Origin of the sequence: Paenibacillus lupini (assembly GCF_011761355.1) — a bacterium.
GTDB classification, from domain to species: Bacteria; Bacillota; Bacilli; order Paenibacillales; family Paenibacillaceae; genus Pristimantibacillus; species Pristimantibacillus lupini.
In genome coordinates this window covers 36,249-62,023 of record NZ_JAASRW010000011.1, presented here as the reverse complement: position 1 = coordinate 62,023, position 25,775 = coordinate 36,249, and the positions used below count along the sequence as shown (strand labels likewise).

The following is a 25,775-nucleotide window of genomic DNA, read 5'->3' as shown; positions in this document are numbered from 1 at the left end:
CTTCACAATTCTTTAAGCTAATGCTTTCGAAGTAAGAATTGCTTCACAATTCTTTTTAGGAGTGATGTGAGCCAATGTCAAACAAAGTGCTGATTGTGACTGGCGATGCCGCGGAAGTTTTAGAGGTGTATTATCCTTATTACCGATTGCTGGAGGAAGGCTACGAGGCTGTCATCGCTTCCCCGAAACAGAAAACGTTACATACGGTTTGCCATGATTTTATTGACGGCTGGGATACGTATACGGAAAAGCCAGCGCATCAGCTGCAATCCCATATTGGATTCGCTGATGTAGATCCATCCGAATTCGCTGCCATTATCATCCCTGGCGGCAGAGCTCCGGAATATATTCGAGGCGATGCTGAGCTGCCGCGTATTTTGCAGCATTTCATTGATGCTGATAAGCCGATTGGTGCGATCTGCCACGGTGCACAAGTGTTCCTGGCACTTCCTGATTACAGCTATTTTAATGGTCGTACGATGACTTCCTACAATGCATCCCGCCTCGAAGTAGAGCGTCTTGGTGCCTGTTATGCGGCGGAGACGCTTCATGTAGACGGCAAGCTGGTGACGGGTCATGCTTGGCCGGATCTGCCGGGCTTTATGCGTGAGTTCCTGAAGCTTGTCCGAGAGGATGCTGCCAAGGCAGCAGGTGCAGAAGCGCTTACCTCCTAATTCATAATCCTATACTGCGCAAGCGGCAGCGTTGGCTCTAAGCCATTAGCTGCCGCTTTTTTGATGAAAAAATTAAGTGTGAGGAAACAGATTCTGCTGATTGCTTTCCCGGAACTGATTGGGAGAAAGACCAGTGACTCTGCGGAATATAATCGAGAAGTAATTTGGGTTATCGTAGCCTAAAAGCTTAGCAACCTCCCATACCTTCATTTCTGTAGATACGAGTAGTCTGGTTGCCTCTCCGATCCGCCGATGTATGGCGTAGTTGATCGGAGAAATCTGATAATAATCTTTAAATACATGAGAGACATAATAAGGGTTAACGTGGAATTGCTGACCCAAATCCTTCAAGCTAATATTTTGCTTAAAATTTCTGTCGATATAATCCTTGATTAGCTCGGCAAGACCGGGATTGGACTCCTGCTCTTTAATATTTTGCTGATTACGGACCGCTCTTCTCAGCAGCAAAATGACGGAATTGATCAAATTACGGCTAATCCTGTCATATCCCTCTTCCTTGATAGCCGATTCATCAACGATCATTTTCATTAAAGCTGCAATTTCCGAAAACACACGGCTGGACCGAATAACGGGCTCGACATCCGGTGGGATGACCCAATCCTCCGCCGGACTTGCAAAAGGCAGAGTAAAGCCACAGTAATAGGTGATGAGCAGATTATCACTCGACGATTGCTCTTCATGCAGTACACCTTTGTTATAAACCAGAATATCTCCTCCGCTTACGCTGAAGGATTGTCCTCCAATTGTAAACGTCCCCTCCCCGTCGCAAACGACGATAATTTCATGCAAATCATCATGCTTATGACTCGGAAAATTCCAGTTTGGCGTATCACTTACTTTTCCCGCGTACAACAAGTGACTTTGTATTTCCTCTCCGGCAGCAGAAGCTGTCATATCCTACTCCCTCATTTCCAAAAAAACCTCAATATCTATTATGGCTAATCATACACGATAACCGCCAAAAAGCAGCATTCCTTTTCATTGCTACAGCAAGATATATCACATTGCAGGAATATACGGCAAGATGCTTAATTGCCGCTTCATGAGCCTTCCATTAAGCTTTGACTGTGGAGAGCAAGTCGAAGAGGTGAAAGTATGCATGAGATGGAATGCTGGGAGCAAAACGGGTTTGTCATATTTCCAAGAGCAGTGACGCACTTTTACGCGCTGCGTTACCTTTTATGGGTGAAGGAACTGCCTGTGGACCAACCTTACAACATCCACCACCAATATTTATGGGATATCCGAATGCATGAGCCCGTCTACCAGGCTTTTAGTAATGTTTTGGGAACAAACGCACTTTGGGCACATCTCTGCCCGGGAGAACCTACACCTGTCAAAGGTGCAGTTTGTTTGCAGCACACGGTTCCGATTCCAGTAGACAAATGGTGCATTGCTCATATCGGCGATTTATTTATATACAACACAGAGGTTTGCAGCATAGATCTGGATGCCGTACCGGATTTCAGCTGGCTTCCGATCACTTACTTCCCGGCAGCACCTGATAATCCGCACTTATTGAAAGAAAGGCTGCGCAGCTGGGACGCTAGCTTGGGTAAAACTTACCTATCCGCAAGAGGTTGTAAACTTCTTGGATCTGAACGTTGGTAGGAGCAATAAATCTGGAGGATACTAAACATGAAAAAAGAAAACCTGCTTATATTTTCATTTACCTTATTAGCCTTTATTCTAGGTACAACCGAATACGTCATAGTTGGTCTGTTGACCCCAATCGCTGACAGCCTAGGCGTATCTGTTGCGCAAACCGGCATTATGGTCTCGGGCTTTGCAATTGCCTATGCGGCTGGAACCCCTTTTGTTATGATGGCTGCCGGTTATTTCACAAAACGCCGAGCTTTGCTCATTGGAGCCTCGCTTGTTGTTTTGTTCACGATAGGGAGCGCGTTATCCTTTTCTTATCCTGTCCTGTTCCTGACAAGGATGGCAACAGCCATTTTTTGCGGCTTAAGCGTATCTCTAGCTGTATCGATAAGTACAGATTACGTCTCACCTGAGCGGAGAGGTCAGGCGCTTTCCTACATCATAGGCGGGTTTACCATTGCCAATGTACTTGGCGTTCCGATCGGAACCTTTGTAGGCCTGCACTTTGATTGGCCTGCTGCCTTCTGGTTGGTCGCGATTTGTGGGATCATAAGCTTGCTGCTCCTTTACAAAATCGTACCAAGAAATTTACCTGCCGTACAAAGCTCGATGAAGGACCAGTTTCGTCTTATGTCCAATCCGCGTGTACTGCTTGCCTTTCTCATCCCGATTATCGGAATTGCAGCTATATTCGTGATCTACACGTATATTAATCCACTTATGCTGGAAGTCATGCATATTTCAGAAGGACGCACCAGCACAATCCTGCTTGTCTATGGAGCGGTAACCATCATAAGCAATTTGCTTGGCGGTAAGATCGCAACAGGTACGTATATGGCGAAGCTGAAAAAGCTGTTTTTGATCCATGCTGCAGTGTACGTTATTTTCGGCTTCACCGTACAATTTACATGGCCTGGCGTCATCAGCTTGATGGCTATTGCTCTCATCTCGTTCACCATTAATGCGGCTTGTCAGCTCTATTTCATTCATCTGACCGAGCAATTTGTCCCAGCGGCCAAAGATTTCGCCTCGTCTCTGCTGCCGATCAGCGCCAATATCGGAATCGCCGTTGGCTCTTCTGCCGGGGCATTCGTAACCGATCATTACGGGCTGCAATATCTGCCTTGGACAGCTGCTGTGCTCGCACTTATTGCCTTTGGCGCCACAGCCTACAGCTATAATCTTGATCAATCGGACAAAAAAAAGGCAGCCTTGCTGGCCGCTCGACAAACATAAGAGGTTTAGAATTTAATAAACAAGTTAAATGCTAACGGAGCAATTCGAATGCGCCGTTTGCAGTACAACCCGAATACAAAGGGGCTATCCTTTCGTCATTTTAATGACATGGGACTGCCCCGTTTTATATCAACAAATACAGGTCTTCTTCTTTTTACCAACTGTTCCTCTCGCTTCTACCTTGGCAATATACTCAGAGGCGAGCGGGACCTTGCAGGCAGTATTACCAACATCGACCTTCACAGCGCCGATTGCATCGGCCACAGCTTTTGCTTCTTCGGTTAATGGCAATACGTAAGACGCTACGCAAATAACAAACGTATTCATCGTATATCTCACGCGGTTCCGCTCCTCATGAACGGTCTTTCGTACCTGTTCCAGAAGCATGCGAATTTCGGTTAAATCCAGCTGCTCATCCGGGGCTATGGTTACATAGTTCGCATAGGTGCTCCATCCGGCGACAGCGATCAGCTCTTCCGGCGACTGGATCCATTCCATCGCGAGCTCCCGAGCGAATGAGCTTTCTGCGGTCACATTAGCTACCGTGTATTCGGCAGGCGAGTACCAATAAGCCTGCTGTACCCAATGCTCCAGCGTTGCTTTCGTTATGCTTTTTGGATCAACGGTCAGTCCAGCCAAATACATCGCATCATTATTGCCGGAATCATACAGCTTGTACACCAGCTCCTGATCCTTCTTAACCTCTTTGACCAGCTTCTTCATATCACCGATCTTCACGCCAAAGAAAGGCTCCTGTGCACCATGCCGCAGATAGGTGCTCTTCGTCTGCTCGCTTCCCATTGCTTCTAAAGCCTTCATTATTTCATCAAAGGTCATCACTTGGCCTCCAATTGTACTCTAATTAATAAGAGTATAACGTTGCAGGAGGGGTTGTGCAAAACAAAAAGGACTGACAAACGGATGCCGTTACTCATCCACTGTCAGTCCCATTTATATTAATCGGTAAATGACAGCCAGCCTTCTCTTGCAGTCAGCATGTGCCATAAACCGTCGGGAATTACAAGTTGCTTCTGCGAGCTTAAGCTCAGCTTCGTTTGAATCTCATCCGCATGTCCGGTTTCGATCTTTTGCACCCAATCCGGATCAGTCAGCAATACACGTCCAATTGCCACTAGAGGAGCCCCTGCTTGCTGAACCTCAATCGCCTCATCAGCTGTATGAATGGAGCCTACGCCAATAACCGGTACAAGATGTCCTACACGCTCCGTAATCCATTCGAGTCTTGTTTTGCTGTCATCAGCGCCACGTGCTGGCTTGGAACGGAAGTCAAAGAGAGATACATGAAGGTAATCCAATTCCTTCTGCGCCAGCTCATCAAGCAGGCGGAACGTATCCTCCATCGTAAGCCCTGGTGTTTCCGGCTCTTCCGGCGAGAAGCGGTATCCCACCAGGAACGGACCTTTCGCATGTTCAGCCGCTGCCCGTTTCACTTCATCAACAACAGCAAGCGGGAAGGTAAGTCTACGGTCGATATCTCCACCCCATTGATCAGTTCTGCGGTTGGAATGCGGAGAGTAAAACTGTTGCAGAAGATAAGTGTTAGCGCCATGAATTTCGACTCCGTCGAAGCCGGCAAGTGCCGCACGACGGGTCGTCTCGCCAAAATCACGGATAATCGATTCAATCTCTTCATGCGACAACTCACGCGGAACAACATCTGGACTCTCCGTCGCTGCAACAGCACTTGCGCTGACCACGTCGCCGTTTGGCACCAATGCGGGAGGTACTCGACGACCGCCATGGAAAATTTGCAGTACAGCCTTAGCTCCCTTGGCTTTAATCGTTTCTGCCAATCGGGTCAAACCTGGAATCATCTCATCGCTATGTCCGGCGAATTCCCCGGGAAATCCTTTGCCGTTAGGCGTGACGTAAATACATGCAGTAAGGACCAAACCTGCTCCTTCGGACCGGCGTGCATAGTACTCAAGCTCAGCATCCGATACCGTTCCATCCTCATTTGAAGACGAGTGCGTCATAGGTGCCATAACAATCCGGTTGCTGACCTCAACACCACTCCGGAATTTAAAGGATTCAAATAATGGTTTATGCTTCTGATCCAAGTTCTCCACTCCTCGTGAACATATCGTATAATTTCGTCGTCCAGTAACTGTAACAACTTTTATTACTGTAATGATATTATACACAGTTTAACGTGTCAAGGGTAGTTTATGTAGTTGCGAGCAAAGTAAAACAAAAAGCCCCGTCTCATACCTTGAGACAGGGCTAACCATTGAGGAAAAAGTTACTCCACGAATCCCTCATATTCAAAGTAATCATAATAAGCTGGAGCTGAGCTGCCCGCTTCTGTTCCCGAAGCAAACATTCCAACACATACGCCGGTAAAAGCGCCATCAACATCAGGGGTCAAATTCTGAGCCGGCATCGCACCAAGGCTTATCCATTCTGCAGTTGTACCGTCCAACGTATACAAGAACTCATAAATATTCTCGTCTGAACGGATCGACAGCCTGACGGGTACTTGAGCTTTTATAGGGGTAAAATAGTTTGTAACCGCCCCTTGTCTCCAAGCTGTTACAAGAATGCCGGCTCGTCCATCTTGCCGAGTTACTCCAATGGAATAATTAGATTTATCACTTAGTCTCGCGGCAATCCCTGCAATCTCACCCTCATGGATCGGCTCATACATCAACCTGGTCTCTATTCTCATGCAATGGTGCTGCTGGCGGCGGCATACAAAAACATTTGCTCCACCTTCTCGAAGACCATTAGCATTGCCGGTTAGCCTGAGGCAGCCTTCCAGCTCCGTCAACGAAACGGCATCCGATCCAGGAATAACACGGGTGTACATCCATTCCAGTCCAAGGCCTTTAGATGAAAATCTCGTCATGACCCTGTTTTTAAAGGATTGGATTGCCCTCTGCTCTCCAATAGCAGGCACCTCCATCTGCAAGGATACATGACCTTCATTATTATCGATCATTGGCCAGCCATCTTCGCTCCACTTCACAGGTGCCAAGAAAGTCTCTCGTCCAAGAACACTGCCTTTTCCGTTCTGCGGCCGAACACCAAGAAACAATGCCCACCAATTACCATGTACATCATCAATTAATTCGACGTGGCCCGTATATTGAATGGGATGATCCTTTAATTGATTATGCGTCAGGATTGGATACGACAGCATCTCAAATGGACCATTTGGCGACTCACTACGGCCAATGATCTCGCGATGCATCGGGCCTGTTCCTCCTGAAGCCGTCATCATATAATAGGTACCATGAATTTTGTACAAATGTGGTCCTTCCACCCATGGACCTTCATCACCTTCCCATACGACAACAGGTTCCGTCAGCGCCTTGCCTGTTAAGATATCAATCTCATATTGAATAATATGAGACGTTTCTCCAAACCCGGCTTGTGCGGACACATACACTTTGCCATCCTCATCAAAGAACAGAGAAGGATCAATGTTGCCATAAGTAATAAGAATAGGATCAGACCATGGCCCTGCCGGATTCGTCGCCGTAACATAGAAGTTGCTGATCCCATACACATCTGTCGTAATCATATAGAACACACCATTATCATAACGAAGGACAGGAGCATAGATGCCCTCCGAGCTGTTGCGCGAAAGAAGGTTCACCTGACTTTCACGAGTTAAGACATGACCAATCTGCTCCCAATGAATAAGGTTCTTGCTATGAAATATCGGCACGCCGGGAAAATATTCAAACGTACTTGTCACCATATAATAATCCTCGCCTACTCGAATGGCGCTGGGATCCGGATAAAAACCCGGAAGTACCGGATTACGATAGGTCATTGTACTAGCTGCTTTTGCCATTCATGAACCCTCCTCATATTCCAAAAACACATAATGAACGGAGCCCCAACTTCGGGCTCCGTTTCACATTCAAGCTTATTTCTGCCAATTGGCGATTTTCCAGAATCCTTTGTTAGTAGATAACACGGTTTTGTGCATCTGGAATGCCGGATTTACGGAAGAAGTACGTATTCACAATATCGCGCCATTGCTTGGCGTTCTCAAGCTGTTTGTTCATACGGCCTGCCACGTGATGGAAGCGATCCTCATCGACAAGACCTTCCAGCTCCAGCCAGCGGCTGATCCAATACTCAACTTGTTCAACCCCTGCAAAATGCGTATCGTAAATGTGTTGAATAATGGTCTTGCCGGATTTCAACTGATGCGTATACGGAACATGATGGAAGAAGAGCAGCAGTTCATCCGGGCAGCTATCCAGGCTGTCATAGATTTCAGCATTTGTCTTCATATATTGGCCGGTGTACCCCGTACCTGTCGCAATTGTACGATCAACACCAATCCCTTTATGATCAGCAAAATGATACGTTCCCCATTTGGAGTATTCATAACCATCGATATCCGGACCGTAATGATAATGTGGTGTAACCATCCAGCCTACACCAAGAGGTGCTGTATAATTCTCATAGATCGACCAGGACTGCAGCAGGAAGTTTACACTAAAATCTTGCACTTTCTCATTGCTGCCGAATGTTTGTGCTGCCCACTCGCGAGCGATCTCCTCCGATGTAAGCTCCGGATTCCAAACCAACCGGCCATAGCCGTACAGATTCGCCTGTGCCAGGTGATGACCCGTCCAATTCTCGTCATTACCGATATTACTTACGGCAGTAATACCGCTATGTGTGTAAGCATGCACTTGTCCTGCTGCAATTTCCTTGACGGTACTGCCTGCCCCTTTGACATGAGTGTCAAAGTTCAGGACTTCTTTCCATTGCGGAATAAGGAAGCAAACATCTCTTTGCTGGCCCGTGTATTCTTGTGCAATCTGGAACTCCATCATTTGATTCGTATGCTCCATAGCGCCAAAAAGAGGAGAGACCGGCTCACGAACCTGGAAGTCCATTGGTCCATTCTTAATTTGCAGGATAACATTATCTTTGAAGCGTCCATCAAGCGGCTTAAAATGATCAAAGGCTGCACGTGCACGGTCAGTCGACCGGTCTCGCCAGTCCTGATGGCAGTTATATACGAAGCAGCGCCACAAGACGAGACCGCCGTATGGCTCCAGCGCTTCAGCAAGCATGTTGGCGCCGTCTGCATGGTCCCGGCCATATGTAAATGGACCAGGACGATTCTCCGAATCCGCTTTCACTAGGAAGCCTCCGAAGTCCGGAATATAACGGTACACTTCTGCCGCTTTATCCTTCCACCAAGCACGTACTCGCTCATCAAGAGGATCCGCCGTTTCCAAGCCACCGATCTCGATTGTGCCGGCATAGTTCACGCTAAGGAATAGCTTAATGCCGTATTCACCAAACACTTCAGCGATACGTGCGACATCCGGCAGCAGCTTTTCTGTAATAAGGAAGGTTTCTTCCCGATGGACATTAACATTATTGATTGCAATTCCATTAATACCGACAGAGGCCATCAAGCGAGCGTAATCGCGAATTCGCTCAGCATCAGACAACACTTTATTGTTCTCGTAAAAGATCGAGCGGCCAGAATAACCCCGCTCTACGCTGCCATCGATATTATCCCAATGATTAATCATGCGCAGGCTATATTTCGGTGACTCTACCAGATCAAGCTGGTCTAGAGAAGCACCTGACTGCATCAGGCGGAGAAGATGGAATGCAGCGTAAAGAACACCTTTCTCCGTAAGGCCAGCGGCCACAATGTATTCCCGCTCGCCTTCGCGGACGGTCTTCAAGATATAGCCTTCATCAGAAATTACGGATACATCTCCCATAACTTTATCTACCCATGTCTCTCCACCAAGCACATCAAGCACGATAAAACGCTCCTGTGACGACTCATGCGTTACGGACGGTGCAGTCTCAAGCAGCGATCGAACACCACGTGAAAGCTCCATTACAGCCGTCTTCAGAACTCCTTCAATCGGTACTCCAGAAGGGATAACGATCTCCTTTGTCCACTCCGCATATTGTGCCGCAAGCTCTGTTCCTGTCACTTCATCATATCTCAGCCATGCTGCGTATCCATTGTTTCCCATTACTCTAATCCTCCTAATAAAAAAAATGGCGTCCGCCCGATTCCATAGGATGTCGAACGGACGCTATCAAACTATTCGTAATTTTCAATCGACTAGCCTTTTACGCCGCCAACCGTCATACCTTTTACAAAATATTTCTGTAAGAACGGATAAACCATAATAATGGGCAAGCTCGCAATAATCGTCATTGTTGCACGGATCGAGGTTGGTGTAACCGCCGTAACCCCGCTTTGACCTGCTGCGAACTGGTCGCCTACATTCGTAGAAGAAGCTGCCGTATTCGATGTTTGCAAAATTTTCATCAGCTCATATTGAAGCGTACTTAGGTTTATGTGCGATGAGTTATACAAGAATACGTCGAACCATGAGTTCCACTGCGATACAGCTACAAACAGGGATACTGTCGCTAGAGCTGGAACCGTAAGCGGCAGCACAATACGCATAAACGTAATGAAATCACCCGCTCCATCAATCTTAGCCGACTCCATGATGCCATCCGGCAATCCTTCAATAAAGGAACGGATAACAATCAGATTGAAGACGCTGATAATGCCTGGAATGATGTACACCCAGAAGGAGTTGATCATGTGAAGCTCTTTGATGAGCAAGTAACCAGGAATCAAGCCACCGCTGAAATACATGGTGAAGATTGCTACAATCGTTACGAATTTACGAAGTACATACTCTTGACGGCTTACCGTGTACGCCAGCATAGCCGTACAGAAGACGGAAACAACCGTTCCGAGAATGGTACGCAAAGCCGAGATAAATGTAGCATGATAAATCGAAGCTTCATTGAAAATATAATTATAGTTATCCCATGTCCACACGCGAGGCCAGAAATAGAGCCCTCCACGAATCGAATCATTCGCATCATTAAACGATAAGGCGAACATATTAATGAAAGGATACAATGTTACGATTACGATGCACAACATAAAAACTATATTAGTTATATCAAAAACTTTATCCGGAACGGAGTTGTACCTTGCTTTGGCAGAACTCTCTTTCATGTCGATAACCTCCTTGCTTAGTCCAGCACGCTATAAATCTAGAACAGTCTACTCTGTCCAAGCCGCTTCGCAATCGAGTTGGCAGACAAGAGGAAGATAAAGCTGACGACCGTTTTGAACATGCCAGCGGCCGTAGCCAAGGAATAGTTGCCCATGTTCATCCCGTATTTCAGAACGAATATATCAAGGTTTTCGGAATAGTCAACGGTCATACCGTTACCGAGCAAGTATTGCGGCTCAAATCCGGATTCCAATATATTTCCTAGGTTCATGATCAACAAGATTACGATAACCGACTTCATACCAGGTAGTGTAATATGCAGGATGCGTTGGAAGCGGTTCGCTCCGTCAATCTCAGCAGCTTCATATTGTGATGGGTCAATAGTTGTAATGGCTGCTAAATAAATAATGGTGTTCCAGCCTACGTTTTTCCATACTTCCGATGCACCAAGGATACCCCAGAAGTAATTCCCTTTACCAAGCCACAAGATCGGTTGATCGATCAGATGCAGCTTCGTCATTAAAATATTGATGACCCCTTCAGGCGCCAGCGCCGAAGAAATAATGTTGGCCGCAACGACCCAAGAAATGAAATGCGGTAAGTAACTGATCGTCTGAACGACCCGTTTGAACATAATGTTGCGTAACTCGTTTAACATAATAGCTAATACAATCGCTGTTACAAATCCAAGTACAAGGTTGATCGAGCTCATCACAATCGTATTTCTTAGAACACGATAGAAGGAGTCATCACTGAATAAGAAGTGAAAGTTTTTCCAGCCTACCCATTCTTGATCAAACAAATCCTTTGCAGGTCTAAACTTTTGAAAGGAGATTGTCCAGCCCCAGAGCGGCACATATTTAAATAGGAACAACCAAAGCACAAACGGTATAGACATCAATAACAGTACTTTTTGTTGCATCAGTTTCTTAAAGAACAGTTGAAGCCGTGATGAGCTTGCTGCTGGGCTTTTGACAACTGGCATAACATCTTGTAGTTTCTCCACCTGCTATTCCCCTCTCTGCCATCTTGCATCCATCATAGATCGGAAGGCCGGTTAAGCTTCATCCGGCCTTCCGTCTACTTTTATTTAATTACCATTTACCATTAATACGGTCTTGAACAACTTTCGTAATGAACGTTTCATAACCTTTTACATCAAGCTTGTTCATTTGGCCTACATAATCGTTCCAAACCGAATCGAAATCGCTTGTTTTAGCAAGAACGAGTTTCGGAATATATTTCTTTTGAAGGTCACTAGCTTTTTGCTCGAAGATTTGCTCTGGTGTACCTTGTCCTTTGTTGATACTCCAAGCTGGGTACCAAGCACGCTCATCCGGTTTCGAGAAGTATTCGGAGAAGGTCTTAGCGCCGTATGCGTCCAGAAGTGCTTTGTCGCCATCTGTGTAACCTGCATAGGCTACTTCTGGCTGATTGCTTACTGCATACGAATTGCCGTCAGCAAGAACGGAGTTGTTGCCGTAACGCGGCCAGCTGTACTCGAAGTACTGCCATCCGATCGAGCGTTTTTTCTCAGGGTCACTACGATCAGAGATTTGTTGAGCGTTCATAATGAAGCGGCCGTTTGCGTCTACGCTATAGTTCTGGTCTTTAACGCCCCATTGAACAAGAACTTGGTTTTCTTCTTTCAGCAGGTTGTCCCAGTACTTGATAATACGTTCTGGATCTTTAGCATTAACCGAAATACCGATACCGCGGTTGTTTACAAAGCTAGGTGGATCTAAGTATTGGTCTTTGGTGTTCTCATCAAATACGATTGGCAGCGGAGCATAACGCTTCTCGTCAATGCCAGCTTTCATCAAGTTGTTCGTCGCATCGCCAACTTGCCATGCGTAGTTGAAGTAGCCAAGAACACGGCCAGAAGTCAGCTTAGCAAGGAATTGGTCTTTGTTCGCTGTAAATGTTTCTGGATCGAACAAACCTTCCGAATTCACTTGGTTCAGCTTTTGCAGCCATTTTTTCTCGTTGTCTGTAGCTGCATATGTTTTTGCTTCATGTGTAGTCATATCAACGATAACGCTGCCGTCATTTGGATAGCCGGCAAGGTGCATGGCTGGGTTGGTAATCGAGAAGAAGCTGTCAGCAGGACCAGCCAGGGAAGCGAAACCAATTGTTCCTTTGCCGTCCACTGTTGGATGCTTTTCTTGATACTGTTTAATCAGATCGAAGTATTGATCAAGTGTTTTGATTTTTGGATAGCCCGCTTCTTTCAGAACAGAACGTTGAATCCAGAAAGCGCCTTGGCTGATACCAGGATCACCAACGTATCCTTGGTTCGCACCAAATGGCAGGAAGTACATTTTGCCGTCTGCTTGTCTGAACTTATCGAAGTACTGGCCATACACGCGTTTAATGTTAGGACCGTATTTCTCGATCAAATCATCCAGTGGAATAAATGCGCCAGCATCAAGCAGTTTGTCGATCTCGCCTTCCGGTACGATAACGTCTGGATAGTCACCAGATGCGATCATTACGCCGGATTTCGTTTGCGGATCGCCAACAAGGAATTCCATTTTCCAGTCTACACCGGTTTGGTTTTGCAGTTCTTTACCGATAACGGTGTCGCTAGCCATTGTGTCTTTCTGGCTGGTGAAGCTGTAATACGAGAAAGTGACGGGTGTTTTGTCTTCTGCTTCAGGTGAAGTAGATGCATTAGCTGCATTACCGCTGTTGCCAGTATTGCTGCTTTTTGGTTCATCGTTATTGTTATTGCCTCCGCAAGCGGATGCGGTAACAGCTAACATCGCAGCAGCTAAGCTGACAGTTAAAAGCTTTTTATTGACCATTCTTTTTCTATCCCCTTTCGTCATTTCAACGCGTTTGTTGTAAGCACTTTCATCATAAAACGAATACGAGTTCTTGATTACCCCTCAAACTTTAGTTCGTACTTTGAAAAGCATAGTTCAATGATTTCGTCGTTTATTGACCATTCATGTCGAGCGGCAGGCGTAATTCGACTATAGTCCCATGACCTTCCTCACTACGAATGTCGAATTCAAAGGAGTCTTTATAGCACAATTTGAGCCTTGTATATACGTTCTTCATGCCTACGTTATCACCAATGGAATCATCCATTCTTAGGTAGTTAAGCAGCTCAGAGAGCTTCGTTTCGGACATGCCGATCCCGTTATCAGACAATCTGAACATCAGCTTATCGCCTGTAATTCCAATATGAATCTGAATGAAACCAATCCCCGGCGAGCCTTCAATGCCATGAATACTTGCATTCTCGACAAACGGAAGGAAGGTCATCTTCGGAATCATTTGGTCGTAGACCGCGTCTTCAATCGTCAGCTGATACTGAAGTTTATCACCAAACCTGTATTTTTGAATTTCCAGGAAGCATTCGGTCAGCTCGATTTCCTCCCGAATAGATACCCAGCTGCGTTTCCATGAAATCGATTTACGGAAAATTTTCGCCATATAGTGAATGGTCTTCGCCGTCTCCGTTTCACCCTTCATCAAGCTGCGCATCCGGATTGTCTCCAGAGAGTTGAACAGAAAATGAGGATTAATCTGACTGTGAAGAGCATGAAGCTGCGCCTGACGCTGCCGGATCTCAAGATCCTTTTTCTGAATATCCGCCAGGTAAACATCCGTAATTAAATTATCGATTCTCTCGGTCATACGGTTAAACTCACCGGTTAATTGACCGATTTCATCACGTGCATCATCAAGCGGAATCGTTTCGAAATGCTGGTTTTTCACTTTTTTCATATGCTTCACAATCTTAACGAGCCGTACATGAATCGATCTGGAGAGGGCAGCAATAATTAAAGAGGGCAGCACGAAATTAATGAGCGCCAAATAGATGACAAAAGCACCTGATTTCCGTACATCATGCAGGAAGCTTTTCTCATTGATCACGCCATGCAGCGACCAATTATTCAAATAATTGTTGTTGGTGTACACCTTGTCGAAAGAAATGGTGTTCTTCGGCTTTGCTACTCGATCAAGCTTAATTTCTTGGAAACGCCAGTCCAATGCATGATCATTCGAATAACGAATCGTACCATCAGGCTTCAGGAAATAAATACTTCCTTCAAAACCAGAGATAGCAAATAGCTGCTTTACAGTCGTCATATTAAGATCAATCTTGATCAGATTGTTATAGCCGTTGCCCTGCGTATAATTAAGCCGTTGAATAAGACTAAAGGTATCATCGGACTGAATTAACAGAGGATAAGACACCTTAGTATTCATAAACTCCCTGTACCAGTCCGTAGCCTTTTCAATATCCGTAAGCGGCATAATAGGTCCCGAGGACAATACGGTCGGATTATCGGTATAAATGATTGTAGAGCTGGTCGTTTTGTACGCCTGCTCGGATTTGTTAAAGACACTTCGGATATTGTTGAACGCTTCAACATATTCAATTTGGGAATCATAATTGTGGTCGAGAAGCTGGTTAAGAAGTGGATCAATGTAATACAAATAGGAGATCCCCGCCGCTTCATCAATGACAGCACGAAGCTCGCCCTGAAGCTGCTCCAGGGCGATATTGGCATCATGTGTTTTCTGATTTTTAATATTGTTGGTTGTTACGTTGTAAAAAATAATATTCGTCAGCACGATCGGAATAAACACGCTGCAAATGTACATTAACAGCAGCTTGTCCCGCAGCTTTAGATGATTCCAATGAAATCTGCCCATCCAATCCCCACCTGTTTATTTTTTGCCCAGCAGCTTGTTGCGATAATCGGTCGGGGTTACTTTCTCCAGCTTCTCGAATTGGGTTACAAAATAATCGGCGTTCTGGAAACCTACCTTCTCCGCAATTTCGTACATCCGGAAATCCGTTTGACGAAGCAGCTTCTTCGCTTCACTGATCCGAATTTGCAGTAGAAAATCATTAAAATAGACACCATATGTTTTGCGGAATAACTGTCCCAAATAAACCGAATTCATATAGAATTTGCCCGCAATACTCTTCAAGCTAATATTCTCGGTATAGCTCACTTCAATGTATTTCTTAATTCGCTCGATACCGCCCTTAGACTGCTCATTACGAAGCTCTGCCAAGTAAGCTGCAGCCTCGTGCAGAAAGTCAACAAACAAGCTCTTAAGATCCTGTAATCGGCTGTAGCTGCCTTGCCAGTCCATAATGAGCGGAAGCTTGCGAAGTCTTTTCTCATCGCCTTCCATCTTTCGAATAATATTGATGATCCCGATTACGAATCGGGTAATTGTATTTGCGACAGCATTTGGAGCAAATCTTTTCTCAACAAACTGACGGAACAACAGCTCGATATCCTGCTCATACAGCTCAGCATTATTTTCTTCCAGACGCTCAAGCAGCCTGCTGTATACTTCGGAATCGACGTCGAAATAATACAGTGGAGTTCCCTGAACCTGGCTGGCATAAATAACGGACGCACCATTCTCTGCATATTTGTAGGACATCGTTTCGTTAGCAGAGCGGTAGGATAGATTCATCTCCTGTAGATGATCGACGGGTTTACCGATATACAAAGTTACAGGTCGGCCCGAAGCTTTTGTTATTGCAGCATGCAGGCTGAGATAAGCGGATTCCAGCCTTCCTTCCGACGTGACGAACTGCTCCAAATCGACTAACAGGCCATATAATCCACTGATTTGTTCATACACAGGTACTTTACTAACTGGATTCGCCATCACCGATTGCATAACTGCAGTCAGCTCTTTAGCCGTCCACTCTAAACTTGGTGTATTCGGGTTAGTATGAAGCTCGACCAGCACGTATTGAAACCGGGAAATTTCCGGCATTTGAAGAGCAGCAGACAAAGCCCCTTTATCTTCTTCGGAAAATTGGCCCTGCACCAGCGTTTCCACAATAGAATCGGTAACAAAGCTGTCTCCAGCAAGCGTCGTCAGCTTTTTAAGCCCCAGCGTACCGGAAAGCGCCTTCAATGTCGTCTCTAATTCAACCTCATCTATTGGTTTCAATATATAGTCATGTACGCCATATCGTAATGCACGCTGTGCATACTGAAAATCATGATAGCCGCTGACAATGATGAAAGTCGGACGATAAGCACCTTCCTCGGTAACTCTGTGTATCAACTCCAAACCATCCAGAACCGGCATACGGATATCGGCGATAACCAGATCGGGTTCAAGCAGCTGAATTTTCTCGAGTGCTTCCTGTCCATTACCCGCTTCGTCACAAATCTCGTAGCCCAGCGATTCCCAGTCCATTAAATTTTTCAAGCCTTTACGAACAAAAATCTCATCATCCACTAATAATACTTTGTACATACGTGATGCCCCCTGACCCATAAATCGTAAAAGCGTAATAAATCAATTCCAATAATTAACGATATTAACTATTATAGAGACAAAACTTTATGAAAAACATCCTACTATGGTTATCCGTATTCTTGTATTATTAGGAAATTCCATCTTAATTAATATAAGTGAAAGCGATTTCATTAAAATAATGTCCGGTGTACGCCGATGATTATACGGCTGTTGAGCACCTATTAATACCTAAAAACTATAGTTCTTTCTTTGTAAATTAAACAAAAAAAGCTAGTTATGGCAGGCTGATGTTCAGCCTTTCATAACTAGCTTTATGAGTATTTACTCGGAACTAGCTTTGGCTATTTGTCACCAATTCTACAAGTGTGCGAACCATTACGCCGGTTGCGCCTTTCGGCTCAATCCCGCGGCTCTTATCCAGATAAGCTGTTCCAGCTATATCCAGATGAACCCATGGCAGGTCTTCTGCAAACGCTCCAATAAACAATCCGCCTGTAATCGTTCCTGCATATCGGCCGCCGCTGTTTTTCAAGTCGGCTGCATCGCTGCGCAGCTGTTTCTTATATTCCGGATAAGTCGGCATCTGCCATACCCGTTCGCCGGAACGTACTGCAGCTTGCTGCAGCTGCTGCATCAATGCCTCATTATTGGTTACGACGCCTGTAGCTTCTGTACCAAGAGCAACAAGTACTGCACCTGTTAATGTGGCTACGTCAACCAACTGCGTTGCACCACGGCGAATAGCTGTCGTCAAGCCGTCTGCTAGGACGAGTCGTCCTTCCGCATCGGTATTAACGATTTCTACCGTGAGACCATTCATCATTTTAATGACATCGCCCGGCTTAAAGGCTTGCGCAGACGGCATATTTTCCGCTGTAGGAATAACTGCAATAATATTTACTTCCGGCTTAAGCTCACCAATAATGCGCATTGCACCAAGTACTGCTGCAGCTCCGCCCATATCGGAGATCATATCTTCCATTCCAGGCCCCTTCTTCAAGGAAATGCCACCTGTATCAAACGTGATACCTTTACCGATCAAGCCCCATGCTTCCTCCTGATCAGGTGCTCCTTTATAATGAAGCACGATCATTCTTGGCGCGTGAATGCTGCCTTGGCCAACCGCAAGCAAACCGCCCATCCCTTGCTCTGCTGCACTCCATTCATCCAGCACTTCAATATCCAGATCATATTCACGAGCCAGATCCTCCGCATGTGCTGCGAGGACTTCCGGTACCAGCTTATTACCCGCCATATTCGTCAAGTCACGAGCAACAATTACGCCTTCCGCATACACCACTCCAAGAGCAACACCCTCCATCCACTGCTCCGCAGCATCTGTGGGCAAAGCAACACCTGCTGCCGGTACAAAGGATACATGTGATAAGGAGTAACGCTGCTTCGGTTGACGCAGATCAGGCAGACGGTCATAGACAGCTAAAGTAAGACCTTCTACCAACGACTGTGCCGCTTGCTGCAGTGTATAATCTTCTGTCGATACAATGGATTCCGGCAATCGTACTTGAGCCGTTTGCGCTTTGATCCGCTTTAATGCATTGGCTGCTGCAGCGGCAGCAAGCCGCAAGCCGTCTATGCCATTTTTATCATCATAGCCTACGAATATAATATGGCCAGCGGAATGTAGTCCGAGGGTCGATAAGACTTCTGTCTGCTCCGGTTCAGCCTTAAACAAGCCCTTCGCATAAAGCCCTCTGATGGCTTCGTCAATCTGCGGCAATATCCATTGCGCCGTGCCCTGCTTAAGCTCCGCAGCGCTGATCAGCCTTACAATCGCATCTGCAGACCCTGCTGTCGCAGCTGCTTCATATGTAAAATGTGTTTGCATGAATAAATTCCTCTCTCTCAATGACAAAATCGGGGATTCGCAAGATCTTAAGATCAAGCGCCTCCCCCGATTCTAATCGTTTATTCTGCTAATGGCAAATAGATCAAGAACGAAGTTCCACTTCCTTCGGTACTGTCTACACGGATCGACCCATTATGATTACGGATAATCCGATAGCTGACCGATAAGCCAAGTCCCGTTCCAGCTTCCTTCGTTGTGAAGAAAGGATCAAACAAACGGGCAAGCGTCGCTTTGTCCATTCCTTTGCCATTATCCTTTAATGTAATTTCTGCAAAATGCCCTTCGGATCGCACAACAAGATCAATTCGGCCTCTTCGTGCTTCCTGAAGTGACTCAATGGCATCGATTGAGTTCTTGACAATATTCAAGATCACTTGCTTAATCTGTTTCACATCAATCGATACCATCAAATCACTGTCATTCTCATAGGTTTCGAGTTGAATATCGCAGTTACGCATTAAAGCTTCGCTCTCCGTCAGCAGAATAACCTCTTGAATCAGACGATTAATCGACACTGATTTCTTCATTGGAGCCGATGGCTTGGATGAATTTAAAAACTCGAAAATAATATCATTGGCACGATCAATTTCCGTCAGGATAATCCTGGCATACTCTTCCTTGCCAAGCTGCATCAAGTAAGGGCGGAGCAGTTGGATGAAGCCTCGAATTGATGTGAGCGGATTACGAATCTCATGGGCGATAGCAGCGGCAATACGGCCCAGCATGGCCAGCTTATCGTTCTGTAAAGCGGTCTGCTCTATTTGCTTATATTCGGTTACATCCTTCACACTGATGAGAAAATCTCCGTTCATCTGCTCGCCATTCGTAAAGGTGACAAGCAAATGCTTGCCATCCTTATCTTGAAACTCGTAATAAACACTACGCTTCAAGATCATTTCCTTATACAAGCGAAGAATGACGCGCCTTGTCGATCGCTTCAGCAGCGGATGCAGCAAAATCTCCCTCAAATTGCAGCCAACCAGCGTTTTCCGCGGAATATCAAGCAGCCCTGCCATCCGGACATTAATAAACGACAGGATGCCGTCACTGTCAAATAAGGCAATGCCGCTATCCATATGCTGGAGGACATTCTCATACTTATGCTTGACCATCTCAAACGACCGATTGGAAAGAAATAGTCGCTCCCGCATATCCGAAAACTTTTGCTCCACGGTATCGATAGGCACTTCATTCATACGGTATGCAACCATCACTTCTATAAGAAACATGAACGATTGATTATAAAGTTTAACCGCTTCCTCTGATTCCACGTTGGCTGCCAAATATTGAATACTCTCTTCGTGAACAGCAATAATCTCCTCAGGCTTGAAGCTTTGCATGTATTTACCGAGTTCAGATGCTTTGTAGAGGGACTGCTCCTCGCCGTCACGAATATATTCGGCAAGCGCCGGGAAATAGCGCTTTCTAATGGAATGCATCTTCAACCCTCCCCGGCAACATCAATAGACAACAATTAACAACATAACATATCACTATTATCATAGGATCTATTACCAATAGCTGTCAATCGGAGACTTTGTCGAAAGATAGGTCATTTCCAATCGAAAAAACGACTAATTTCCTGCGTCTATCGCCCTACCCTTTATCTATTCCGATCACGACGGCTATCTGTATCATCCCGCTTGTTATCCCAACGATCATCATCGTCATCATTATTGTTATTATTGTACCAAGACCATTTCTCCAGCTTATTTGAGCTGCTTTCGTCCTTATTCTTACTAGAGTCGCCTCTCTTGTCATCCTCAGAATCGTCATTTAGATTCCATCTGTTATTAGACCAATCCCCGTTCCGCTTCTTATCCTTATCCGAGCTAGAAGGCTTGGCAGGAGTAATCGGCTTCACGGGGCGATTTGGTTTATGTGACTTATCATCCTTAGACCAGTTTGGTCGTTCCGATGGATTTGGTTTCGTTGGCAGCGTTGGCCGTGTTTCATTTGTTTTTGGCGATTCGGCTTTAACCGTGCTCTTCACTGGTGTTGCTGTCGGCTTAGCAGCTTGCGCTTTATCTACAGCAGGTGTTGCTGAAGCTTGCTTTTTGTTTTGCTTTTCCTTTTGAGCAAGTTCTTTCAGCTTTTCTTTGCTCGCACCCTGTTTGACAATTTTCTTCACACCGCCAATGGATTCTGTTGCATCCGCAATCGATTGAACCTTTAGTTCTTCAAGCTCAATATCGAATCCCTCATCCTTGGCCATCAAATAAACAGCCATTTTACCAGAAGAGATGCCGTTTGCAGCTGCTTCCTCCCGAACTTCCGTAGGGACTGAAAGTACAGTCACATTGGGCTCATTGTTCGCATCCAGTTGCTTGATTGTTTCTTTTACTTTCTGATCAAGCGCTTTGGCTACCATTTGCTCGAGATCATTAGCTGGATTATCGCTATCCAGTATTAAACTTGTGATTACGATATCTTTATCTGGTTTATCCAAATAATGACCTTTCGCAACCGTACTCATAATCGATGCTGCTACAACATCAACCGGCTTACCCTTATAGCTCAGACCACTAATAATGGCTTTCCCATCGCTATTGAGTCCTTTGAGCTCCTGCACTCGCTGCTCTTTATCTACTCCCATTTCGATGCTTGGATTAATATCCAAGCTTACGTAGGCAACCACAGGATGGGCCTCCGCTGTTGTAAGAAAGAAGAAGGGGATAATAAACAGCAGAATCGCTGCAGCTGCGCCGGAATACCAGAAGGCTCTTTTTGGTGCACGCTTAGGCACCTTCGACTCTGCCTGAATTGAAGTTTCTTCTCCAATTCGCATGTGGGCTTCGTGCGGGACTGAAATGAATTGGCCGTCTGCAGTCATTAGGACAGCCTTCTTGTTTTCTATGGAGAGAACAATTCCTCGTTTCATAATCCCGCCTCCTTCCCTTGCTTTGGTATTGTAATGTTTAAGTAGTCCGATAAATAAGGATATGTACCGTTCATAATAAGTGAAATCGCAATAATATATTTCCGGTTGCGCTCAACTGTTTTTCTAGATACGCCGCATAGCTCTGTAAGCTCTTTGACCGGGAGTTTACCCGTCACATAGAGCTGTGCAAACATATCACGTTGACTTGCAAGTGTCTGGGCGATTCCCTGCAGCAATTGGCGGGAATCAGCATGCTTTGGTGAACACTCCGCAAGTTCCATAAAGGAAATCTGGAACTGCATCAATTCCTTCGTATATTCTTCAATCTCCAGACGCCTGTCATCACCGTCTTGCTTGAGCTGATAGGCATGCAGAGCCATCTTCGTATCTAAAGGATTATAAATTTGTTCCTCTTCATCCTGCTGATCAAATGCTGTATAGGGCACTGTCTTTAAATGACGCTGCTCCTTACGCACATAGTCAATCAGCCTGCGGCGCATGACCGTTTCTGCAAAGCTAAGGAAAGATCTACCTGATTCAGAAGAAAATTGTGTGATAGCCTCATTAAATGCCGTTAAAGCGATACTAAACTCATCATCTCGAGTTGGATCAACGTATCGTTTGCAGAATCCGCTTGTAACCTTCGCTACATACGGCCTGTAATCAGCAATGAACTTCTCTCTTAGCTGTTCATCGCCCTCTTTAATTTGTTTAATGATTTGCTCAGGAGATAGCCTTTCATCATGCGCAGCTTCAGCGGTAGTTTTCTTCCGCAAAAACCGTTTGAACATGAAGAGTATCCTCCTCTCTGTATAAGTTTCGATAGTGCATCTTCTTTTTAAGGGGGTTCCAAGTTAGCAAATGTTAGAAATATGAGAAAAAACATTAGAAACATGTAGAAACGGCACTGCCGTCTTCATTACAGCAAAGTACCGTTTCGCGATGATAGATAATAAGTACTTACAATACCTTATCCATAAAAAAAGCCTCCGGCTCGGAGGCTTAACTTTATTCCATCTAAAAGTTAAACAGACGTTCGTCGCTGCCGTAGTTTATTACGTCTGTCGCTCAACATACCAAGACGTGTCTTTAGCTCATTTTCCCATTCTGAATCGCCAATCTGCTTTGCAAAGCATAACAAGTCCAATGACATGTCAATTTGGCTGAGTACAACATCCATCGGATCCTCATTCTCGTGATTGACGCAGTTTTCATGCAACGCTTTGCCTTCCTGTTCCACATACTCCTGGAAATCAACCTCGGCGGCGCCGTCCCCGTGTGCATATTCAGCCAGTATTTCATATTCATTCTCGATTAAGTAATGAATTTCTACACGGTGACAAACAGGACAAAATAAGATAGGTACATTATGAATATGAGTTCGCATATGCTTCAAAGTGCCTTTCGTTCCGATCATACTCGCTCCACAACAAAAGCTCATCGGGCACAACCTCCTCAAAAGAATTTTCGCGGTCTTTGCGATAATTCTTACCTCGTAAGGATCAGCTTAAAGAATTTCGCGGTCTTTGCGATAATTCTTACCTCGTAAGGATCAGCTTAAAGAATTTTCGCGGTCTTTGCGATAATTCTTACCTCGTAAGGATCAGCTTAAAGAATTTTCGCGTTGCGATAATTCTTACTTCGTAAGGACTAACTTCACTAGCGCATGCTTACTTCTCAAACTTATTCGCTTTCCTATACCGAAATTCCTGCTTTTCAAGCAGATTCCTGCGCCTTTCTACACAAAACGGGGAATAAGCGTATAAAAAATAGCCCGTACCACCTAAGTGGTACGGGCTATTTGTATGGATTAATCGATTATTTCGCAACCAGAGTTTGTTGACCTGGTTTCCAGTTCATTGGGCACAGACCGCCGGATTGCAATGCTTGCAATACGCGAAGAGTCTCATCCACGCTGCGACCTACGTCGTTGTGGTTAACAACTTGGTATTTCACTTCGCCTTCTGGATCGATGATGTACAGGCCGCGCAGTGCTACGCCTTCTTCTTCGATCAGGACGCCGTAGTCACGAGCAACGCTCTTCGTGATGTCAGCAGCAAGCGGGAAGTTCAATTGGCCAAGGCCATTGTCGTTAACTGGTGTGTTGATCCAAGCGCGGTGGCTATGTTTGCTATCAACGGAAACACCAAGAACTTCTGTATTCAGGGCTTTGAATTGCTCGGAAGCAAGGCTCAAAGCTGTAATTTCAGTAGGGCATACAAATGTGAAGTCAAGTGGATAGAAGAACAATACCAGCCATTTACCTTTGTAATCAGCAAGTGTTGCTGTTCCGAAATCTTTACCGTCACCTGTAGCTGTATCCATTTTGAAATCTGGAGCCGGACGGCCAACCAAACGCTCTGCCATAATAAAATTCCTCCTTAACCAATCCAACAATTTTATAGTTAATGTCACTATCAAGTCGTGACTTACTTATAGAATAGTAACATCAGTCTATAATAAAGTCAATATTGTAATCAATATTTATTTATAATAATTATAATTAAGAGCTTCCTATTTTGTCATTGCTGCAACGATCAAATCGCCCATTGCAACTGTACCGATTGCTGTACTCTTATCAACTGCGATATCACCTGTACGGTGACCAGCATCAAGGACATTTTTAACCGCATCTTCAATCACTTGAGCTGCTTCATGGTAGCCAAATGTCAGGCGGTACATGAGTGCAACGGAAAGGATTGTTGCGATTGGGTTAGAGATACCTTGTCCAGCAATGTCAGGAGCGGAGCCGTGTACCGGCTCGTACAGGCCGAAGCTGCCTTCGCCAAGGGATGCAGAGGACAACATACCGATGGAGCCTGTCAGCATAGCTGCTTCGTCGCTCAGGATGTCGCCAAACATGTTCTCAGTAACGATTACGTCAAAGCTCGATGGACGGCGAAGCAATTGCATTGCGCAGTTGTCGACCAGTACATGCTCGAGTTCAACTTCCGGATACTCAGGAGCAATCCGGTTAACCACTTCACGCCACAGACGGGAAGTTTCAAGAACGTTAGCTTTATCAACCGAAGCCAGACGTTTGCTGCGTGTCATTGCGATTTCGAATGCTTGGCGGACGATACGCTCAATCTCTTGCACGTTGTATACGCAAGTATCAACCGCTTCTTCACCGCTCGCACCCTCACGACGGAATTTCTCACCGAAGTAGATACCGCCAGTCAGCTCACGAACAACGATCAGATCTGTACCTTCCAGTACTTCTGGTTTCAGTGTCGATGCTTCTTTCAGGCAGTCAAATACGTTTGCAGGGCGGATGTTCGAGAACAAGCCCAGTGCTTTACGAATACCGAGCAAGCCTGTTTCAGGACGAAGCTCTTTCGAGTTGTTATCCCATTTCGGGCCGCCTACAGCGCCGAGCAATACAGCGTCAGCATTTTTACAAATATCAAGTGTTTCTTGCGGCAGCGGAGTACCTTTCTCATCAATAGCAATACCGCCGAACAAACCATGCTCGAATTCAAATTGGAAACCGAACAATTCCTCGGTTTTTTTCATTACTTTGATTGCCTCGCCAACTACTTCTGGACCGATACCGTCGCCGGCGATGACAGCGATTTTTTTAACTTCTGACATAATTAAACACTCCTCTTATTCGCTCTAGTAAGCTATTCTCATTCTGTTATCATTTGTACCACATTTCTAGCACGAAAACCAAGATATAAAATCTATCATCTTTATAGGTACTGCTTATAAAGGCTATAGCCCTGCTTATCCATTGATTACCTTCACATGAAAATGTCGATTACGCGGACCATCAAATTCGCAGAAATAGATGCCCTGCCACGTACCAAGCAGCAGCCGGCCTTCACTAATGATCACGGTCTGGCTTGTCCCTGTTGTGAGCGCCTTCAGATGAGAGGCCGTATTTCCTTCTGCATGACGGTATTTCGGATGCTCCCAAGGATACACCTCGTCAAGACGCATCAGAATGTCGTGCTTAACATCCGGATCTGCATTCTCCTGAATCGTAATGCCGGCTGTTGTATGAGGACAGTATATAACCGCAAGACCATCCTTCACCCCTTCACGGGCTACTATGGATGCTACTTTACGTGTAATATCGACCATTTCATCTCTTCTGGCCGTTTGCAGTGTTTCAGTAAACAATAGTATTCCCTCCTTCTTCATTTATTCAGCCAATTGACCACAAAAGCCAAACTGAGAAAGTCTGAATAGACTTAGTCCGTTTGGCTTTTGTC

Annotated in this window: 21 protein-coding genes; 3 read left to right on the top strand and 18 right to left on the bottom strand. The window is 45.4% G+C overall.

Translation table 11 applies throughout. The features are described 5' to 3' along the window. Window positions 1-74 precede the first annotated feature (74 nt). On the top strand, window positions 75-674 hold the full coding sequence (locus FHS17_RS27520; RefSeq protein WP_167282210.1) for a DJ-1/PfpI family protein: 600 nt from the start codon (window positions 75-77) through the stop codon (window positions 672-674). Window positions 675-746: 72 nt separating this feature from the next. Here the strand turns inward: FHS17_RS27520 and FHS17_RS27515 are convergent, their stop codons facing one another. Continuing rightward, on the bottom strand, window positions 747-1,589 hold the full coding sequence (locus tag FHS17_RS27515; protein WP_167282208.1) for an AraC family transcriptional regulator: 843 nt from the start codon (window positions 1,587-1,589) through the stop codon (window positions 747-749). Between the two features lie 201 nt (window positions 1,590-1,790). Here FHS17_RS27515 and FHS17_RS27510 point away from each other — a divergent pair, with 201 nt between their 5' ends. Together FHS17_RS27510 and FHS17_RS27505 are read left to right on the top strand one after the other, a co-directional pair. Continuing rightward, window positions 1,791-2,306: a hypothetical protein gene (locus tag FHS17_RS27510; RefSeq protein WP_167282206.1), complete on the top strand. Its 516-nt coding sequence runs from the start codon at window positions 1,791-1,793 to the stop codon at window positions 2,304-2,306. Between the two features lie 27 nt (window positions 2,307-2,333). Then, the gene (locus tag FHS17_RS27505; RefSeq protein ID WP_167282204.1) at window positions 2,334-3,533 is read left to right on the top strand and encodes an MFS transporter; all 1,200 of its coding nucleotides are present in this window, start codon (window positions 2,334-2,336) and stop codon (window positions 3,531-3,533) included. A 129-nt stretch (window positions 3,534-3,662) separates the two neighbouring features. Here the strand turns inward: FHS17_RS27505 and FHS17_RS27500 are convergent, their stop codons facing one another. The 17 genes from FHS17_RS27500 to FHS17_RS27420 all read right to left on the bottom strand — a co-directional run bounded on the left by FHS17_RS27500 (window position 3,663) and on the right by FHS17_RS27420 (window position 25,704). Beyond that, a complete protein-coding gene (locus FHS17_RS27500; protein ID WP_167282202.1) occupies window positions 3,663-4,370 on the bottom strand; it encodes a DNA alkylation repair protein in 708 nt (235 codons plus the stop codon). 119 nt (window positions 4,371-4,489) lie between these two features. Next, on the bottom strand, window positions 4,490-5,614 hold the full coding sequence (locus FHS17_RS27495) for an NADH-dependent flavin oxidoreductase (protein WP_167282200.1): 1,125 nt from the start codon (window positions 5,612-5,614) through the stop codon (window positions 4,490-4,492). Window positions 5,615-5,796: 182 nt separating this feature from the next. Then, window positions 5,797-7,356: a glycoside hydrolase family 43 protein gene (locus tag FHS17_RS27490; RefSeq protein WP_167282198.1), complete on the bottom strand. Its 1,560-nt coding sequence runs from the start codon at window positions 7,354-7,356 to the stop codon at window positions 5,797-5,799. A gap of 112 nt (window positions 7,357-7,468) precedes the next feature. After that, on the bottom strand, window positions 7,469-9,532 hold the full coding sequence (locus tag FHS17_RS27485) for an alpha-glucuronidase family glycosyl hydrolase (RefSeq protein ID WP_167282196.1): 2,064 nt from the start codon (window positions 9,530-9,532) through the stop codon (window positions 7,469-7,471). Between the two features lie 92 nt (window positions 9,533-9,624). Then, window positions 9,625-10,545, bottom strand: coding sequence for a carbohydrate ABC transporter permease (locus FHS17_RS27480; RefSeq protein WP_167282194.1), 921 nt, complete (start codon window positions 10,543-10,545; stop codon window positions 9,625-9,627). A 38-nt stretch (window positions 10,546-10,583) separates the two neighbouring features. Further along, complete coding sequence (locus FHS17_RS27475) at window positions 10,584-11,531, bottom strand: ABC transporter permease (protein WP_208420604.1); 948 nt, start codon at window positions 11,529-11,531, stop codon at window positions 10,584-10,586. 109 nt (window positions 11,532-11,640) lie between these two features. Then, window positions 11,641-13,353, bottom strand: coding sequence for an ABC transporter substrate-binding protein (locus FHS17_RS27470; protein ID WP_167282190.1), 1,713 nt, complete (start codon window positions 13,351-13,353; stop codon window positions 11,641-11,643). A 133-nt stretch (window positions 13,354-13,486) separates the two neighbouring features. Beyond that, entirely contained in the window at window positions 13,487-15,220 is a 1,734-nt protein-coding gene (locus tag FHS17_RS27465) for a sensor histidine kinase (protein ID WP_167282188.1), read from the bottom strand. Between the two features lie 15 nt (window positions 15,221-15,235). Then, on the bottom strand, window positions 15,236-16,804 hold the full coding sequence (locus tag FHS17_RS27460) for a response regulator (protein WP_167282186.1): 1,569 nt from the start codon (window positions 16,802-16,804) through the stop codon (window positions 15,236-15,238). Between the two features lie 334 nt (window positions 16,805-17,138). Then, entirely contained in the window at window positions 17,139-18,653 is a 1,515-nt protein-coding gene (locus tag FHS17_RS27455; RefSeq protein ID WP_167282184.1) for a leucyl aminopeptidase, read from the bottom strand. Window positions 18,654-18,733: 80 nt separating this feature from the next. After that, window positions 18,734-20,113 (bottom strand): ATP-binding protein, encoded by a 1,380-nt coding sequence (locus FHS17_RS27450; RefSeq protein WP_167282182.1) that lies wholly within the window; start codon window positions 20,111-20,113, stop codon window positions 18,734-18,736. 164 nt (window positions 20,114-20,277) lie between these two features. Further along, window positions 20,278-21,555, bottom strand: coding sequence for an anti-sigma factor domain-containing protein (locus FHS17_RS27445; protein ID WP_167282180.1), 1,278 nt, complete (start codon window positions 21,553-21,555; stop codon window positions 20,278-20,280). Then, a complete protein-coding gene (gene sigI / locus FHS17_RS27440; RefSeq protein ID WP_167282178.1) occupies window positions 21,552-22,346 on the bottom strand; it encodes an RNA polymerase sigma factor SigI in 795 nt (264 codons plus the stop codon). The genes FHS17_RS27445 and sigI overlap by 4 nt, the downstream gene beginning before the upstream one ends. Before the next feature lie 233 nt (window positions 22,347-22,579). Continuing rightward, window positions 22,580-22,996 (bottom strand): hypothetical protein, encoded by a 417-nt coding sequence (locus tag FHS17_RS27435; RefSeq protein ID WP_167282176.1) that lies wholly within the window; start codon window positions 22,994-22,996, stop codon window positions 22,580-22,582. A 377-nt stretch (window positions 22,997-23,373) separates the two neighbouring features. Beyond that, on the bottom strand, window positions 23,374-23,922 hold the full coding sequence (locus FHS17_RS27430; RefSeq protein ID WP_167282174.1) for a peroxiredoxin: 549 nt from the start codon (window positions 23,920-23,922) through the stop codon (window positions 23,374-23,376). Between the two features lie 147 nt (window positions 23,923-24,069). Then, complete coding sequence (leuB, locus tag FHS17_RS27425) at window positions 24,070-25,149, bottom strand: 3-isopropylmalate dehydrogenase (protein WP_167282172.1); 1,080 nt, start codon at window positions 25,147-25,149, stop codon at window positions 24,070-24,072. Between the two features lie 135 nt (window positions 25,150-25,284). Continuing rightward, window positions 25,285-25,704 carry a secondary thiamine-phosphate synthase enzyme YjbQ gene (locus tag FHS17_RS27420; RefSeq protein WP_167282170.1) on the bottom strand — a complete coding sequence of 140 codons (420 nt, stop codon included), beginning with the start codon at window positions 25,702-25,704 and terminating at the stop codon, window positions 25,285-25,287. Window positions 25,705-25,775: the final 71 nt, after the last annotated feature.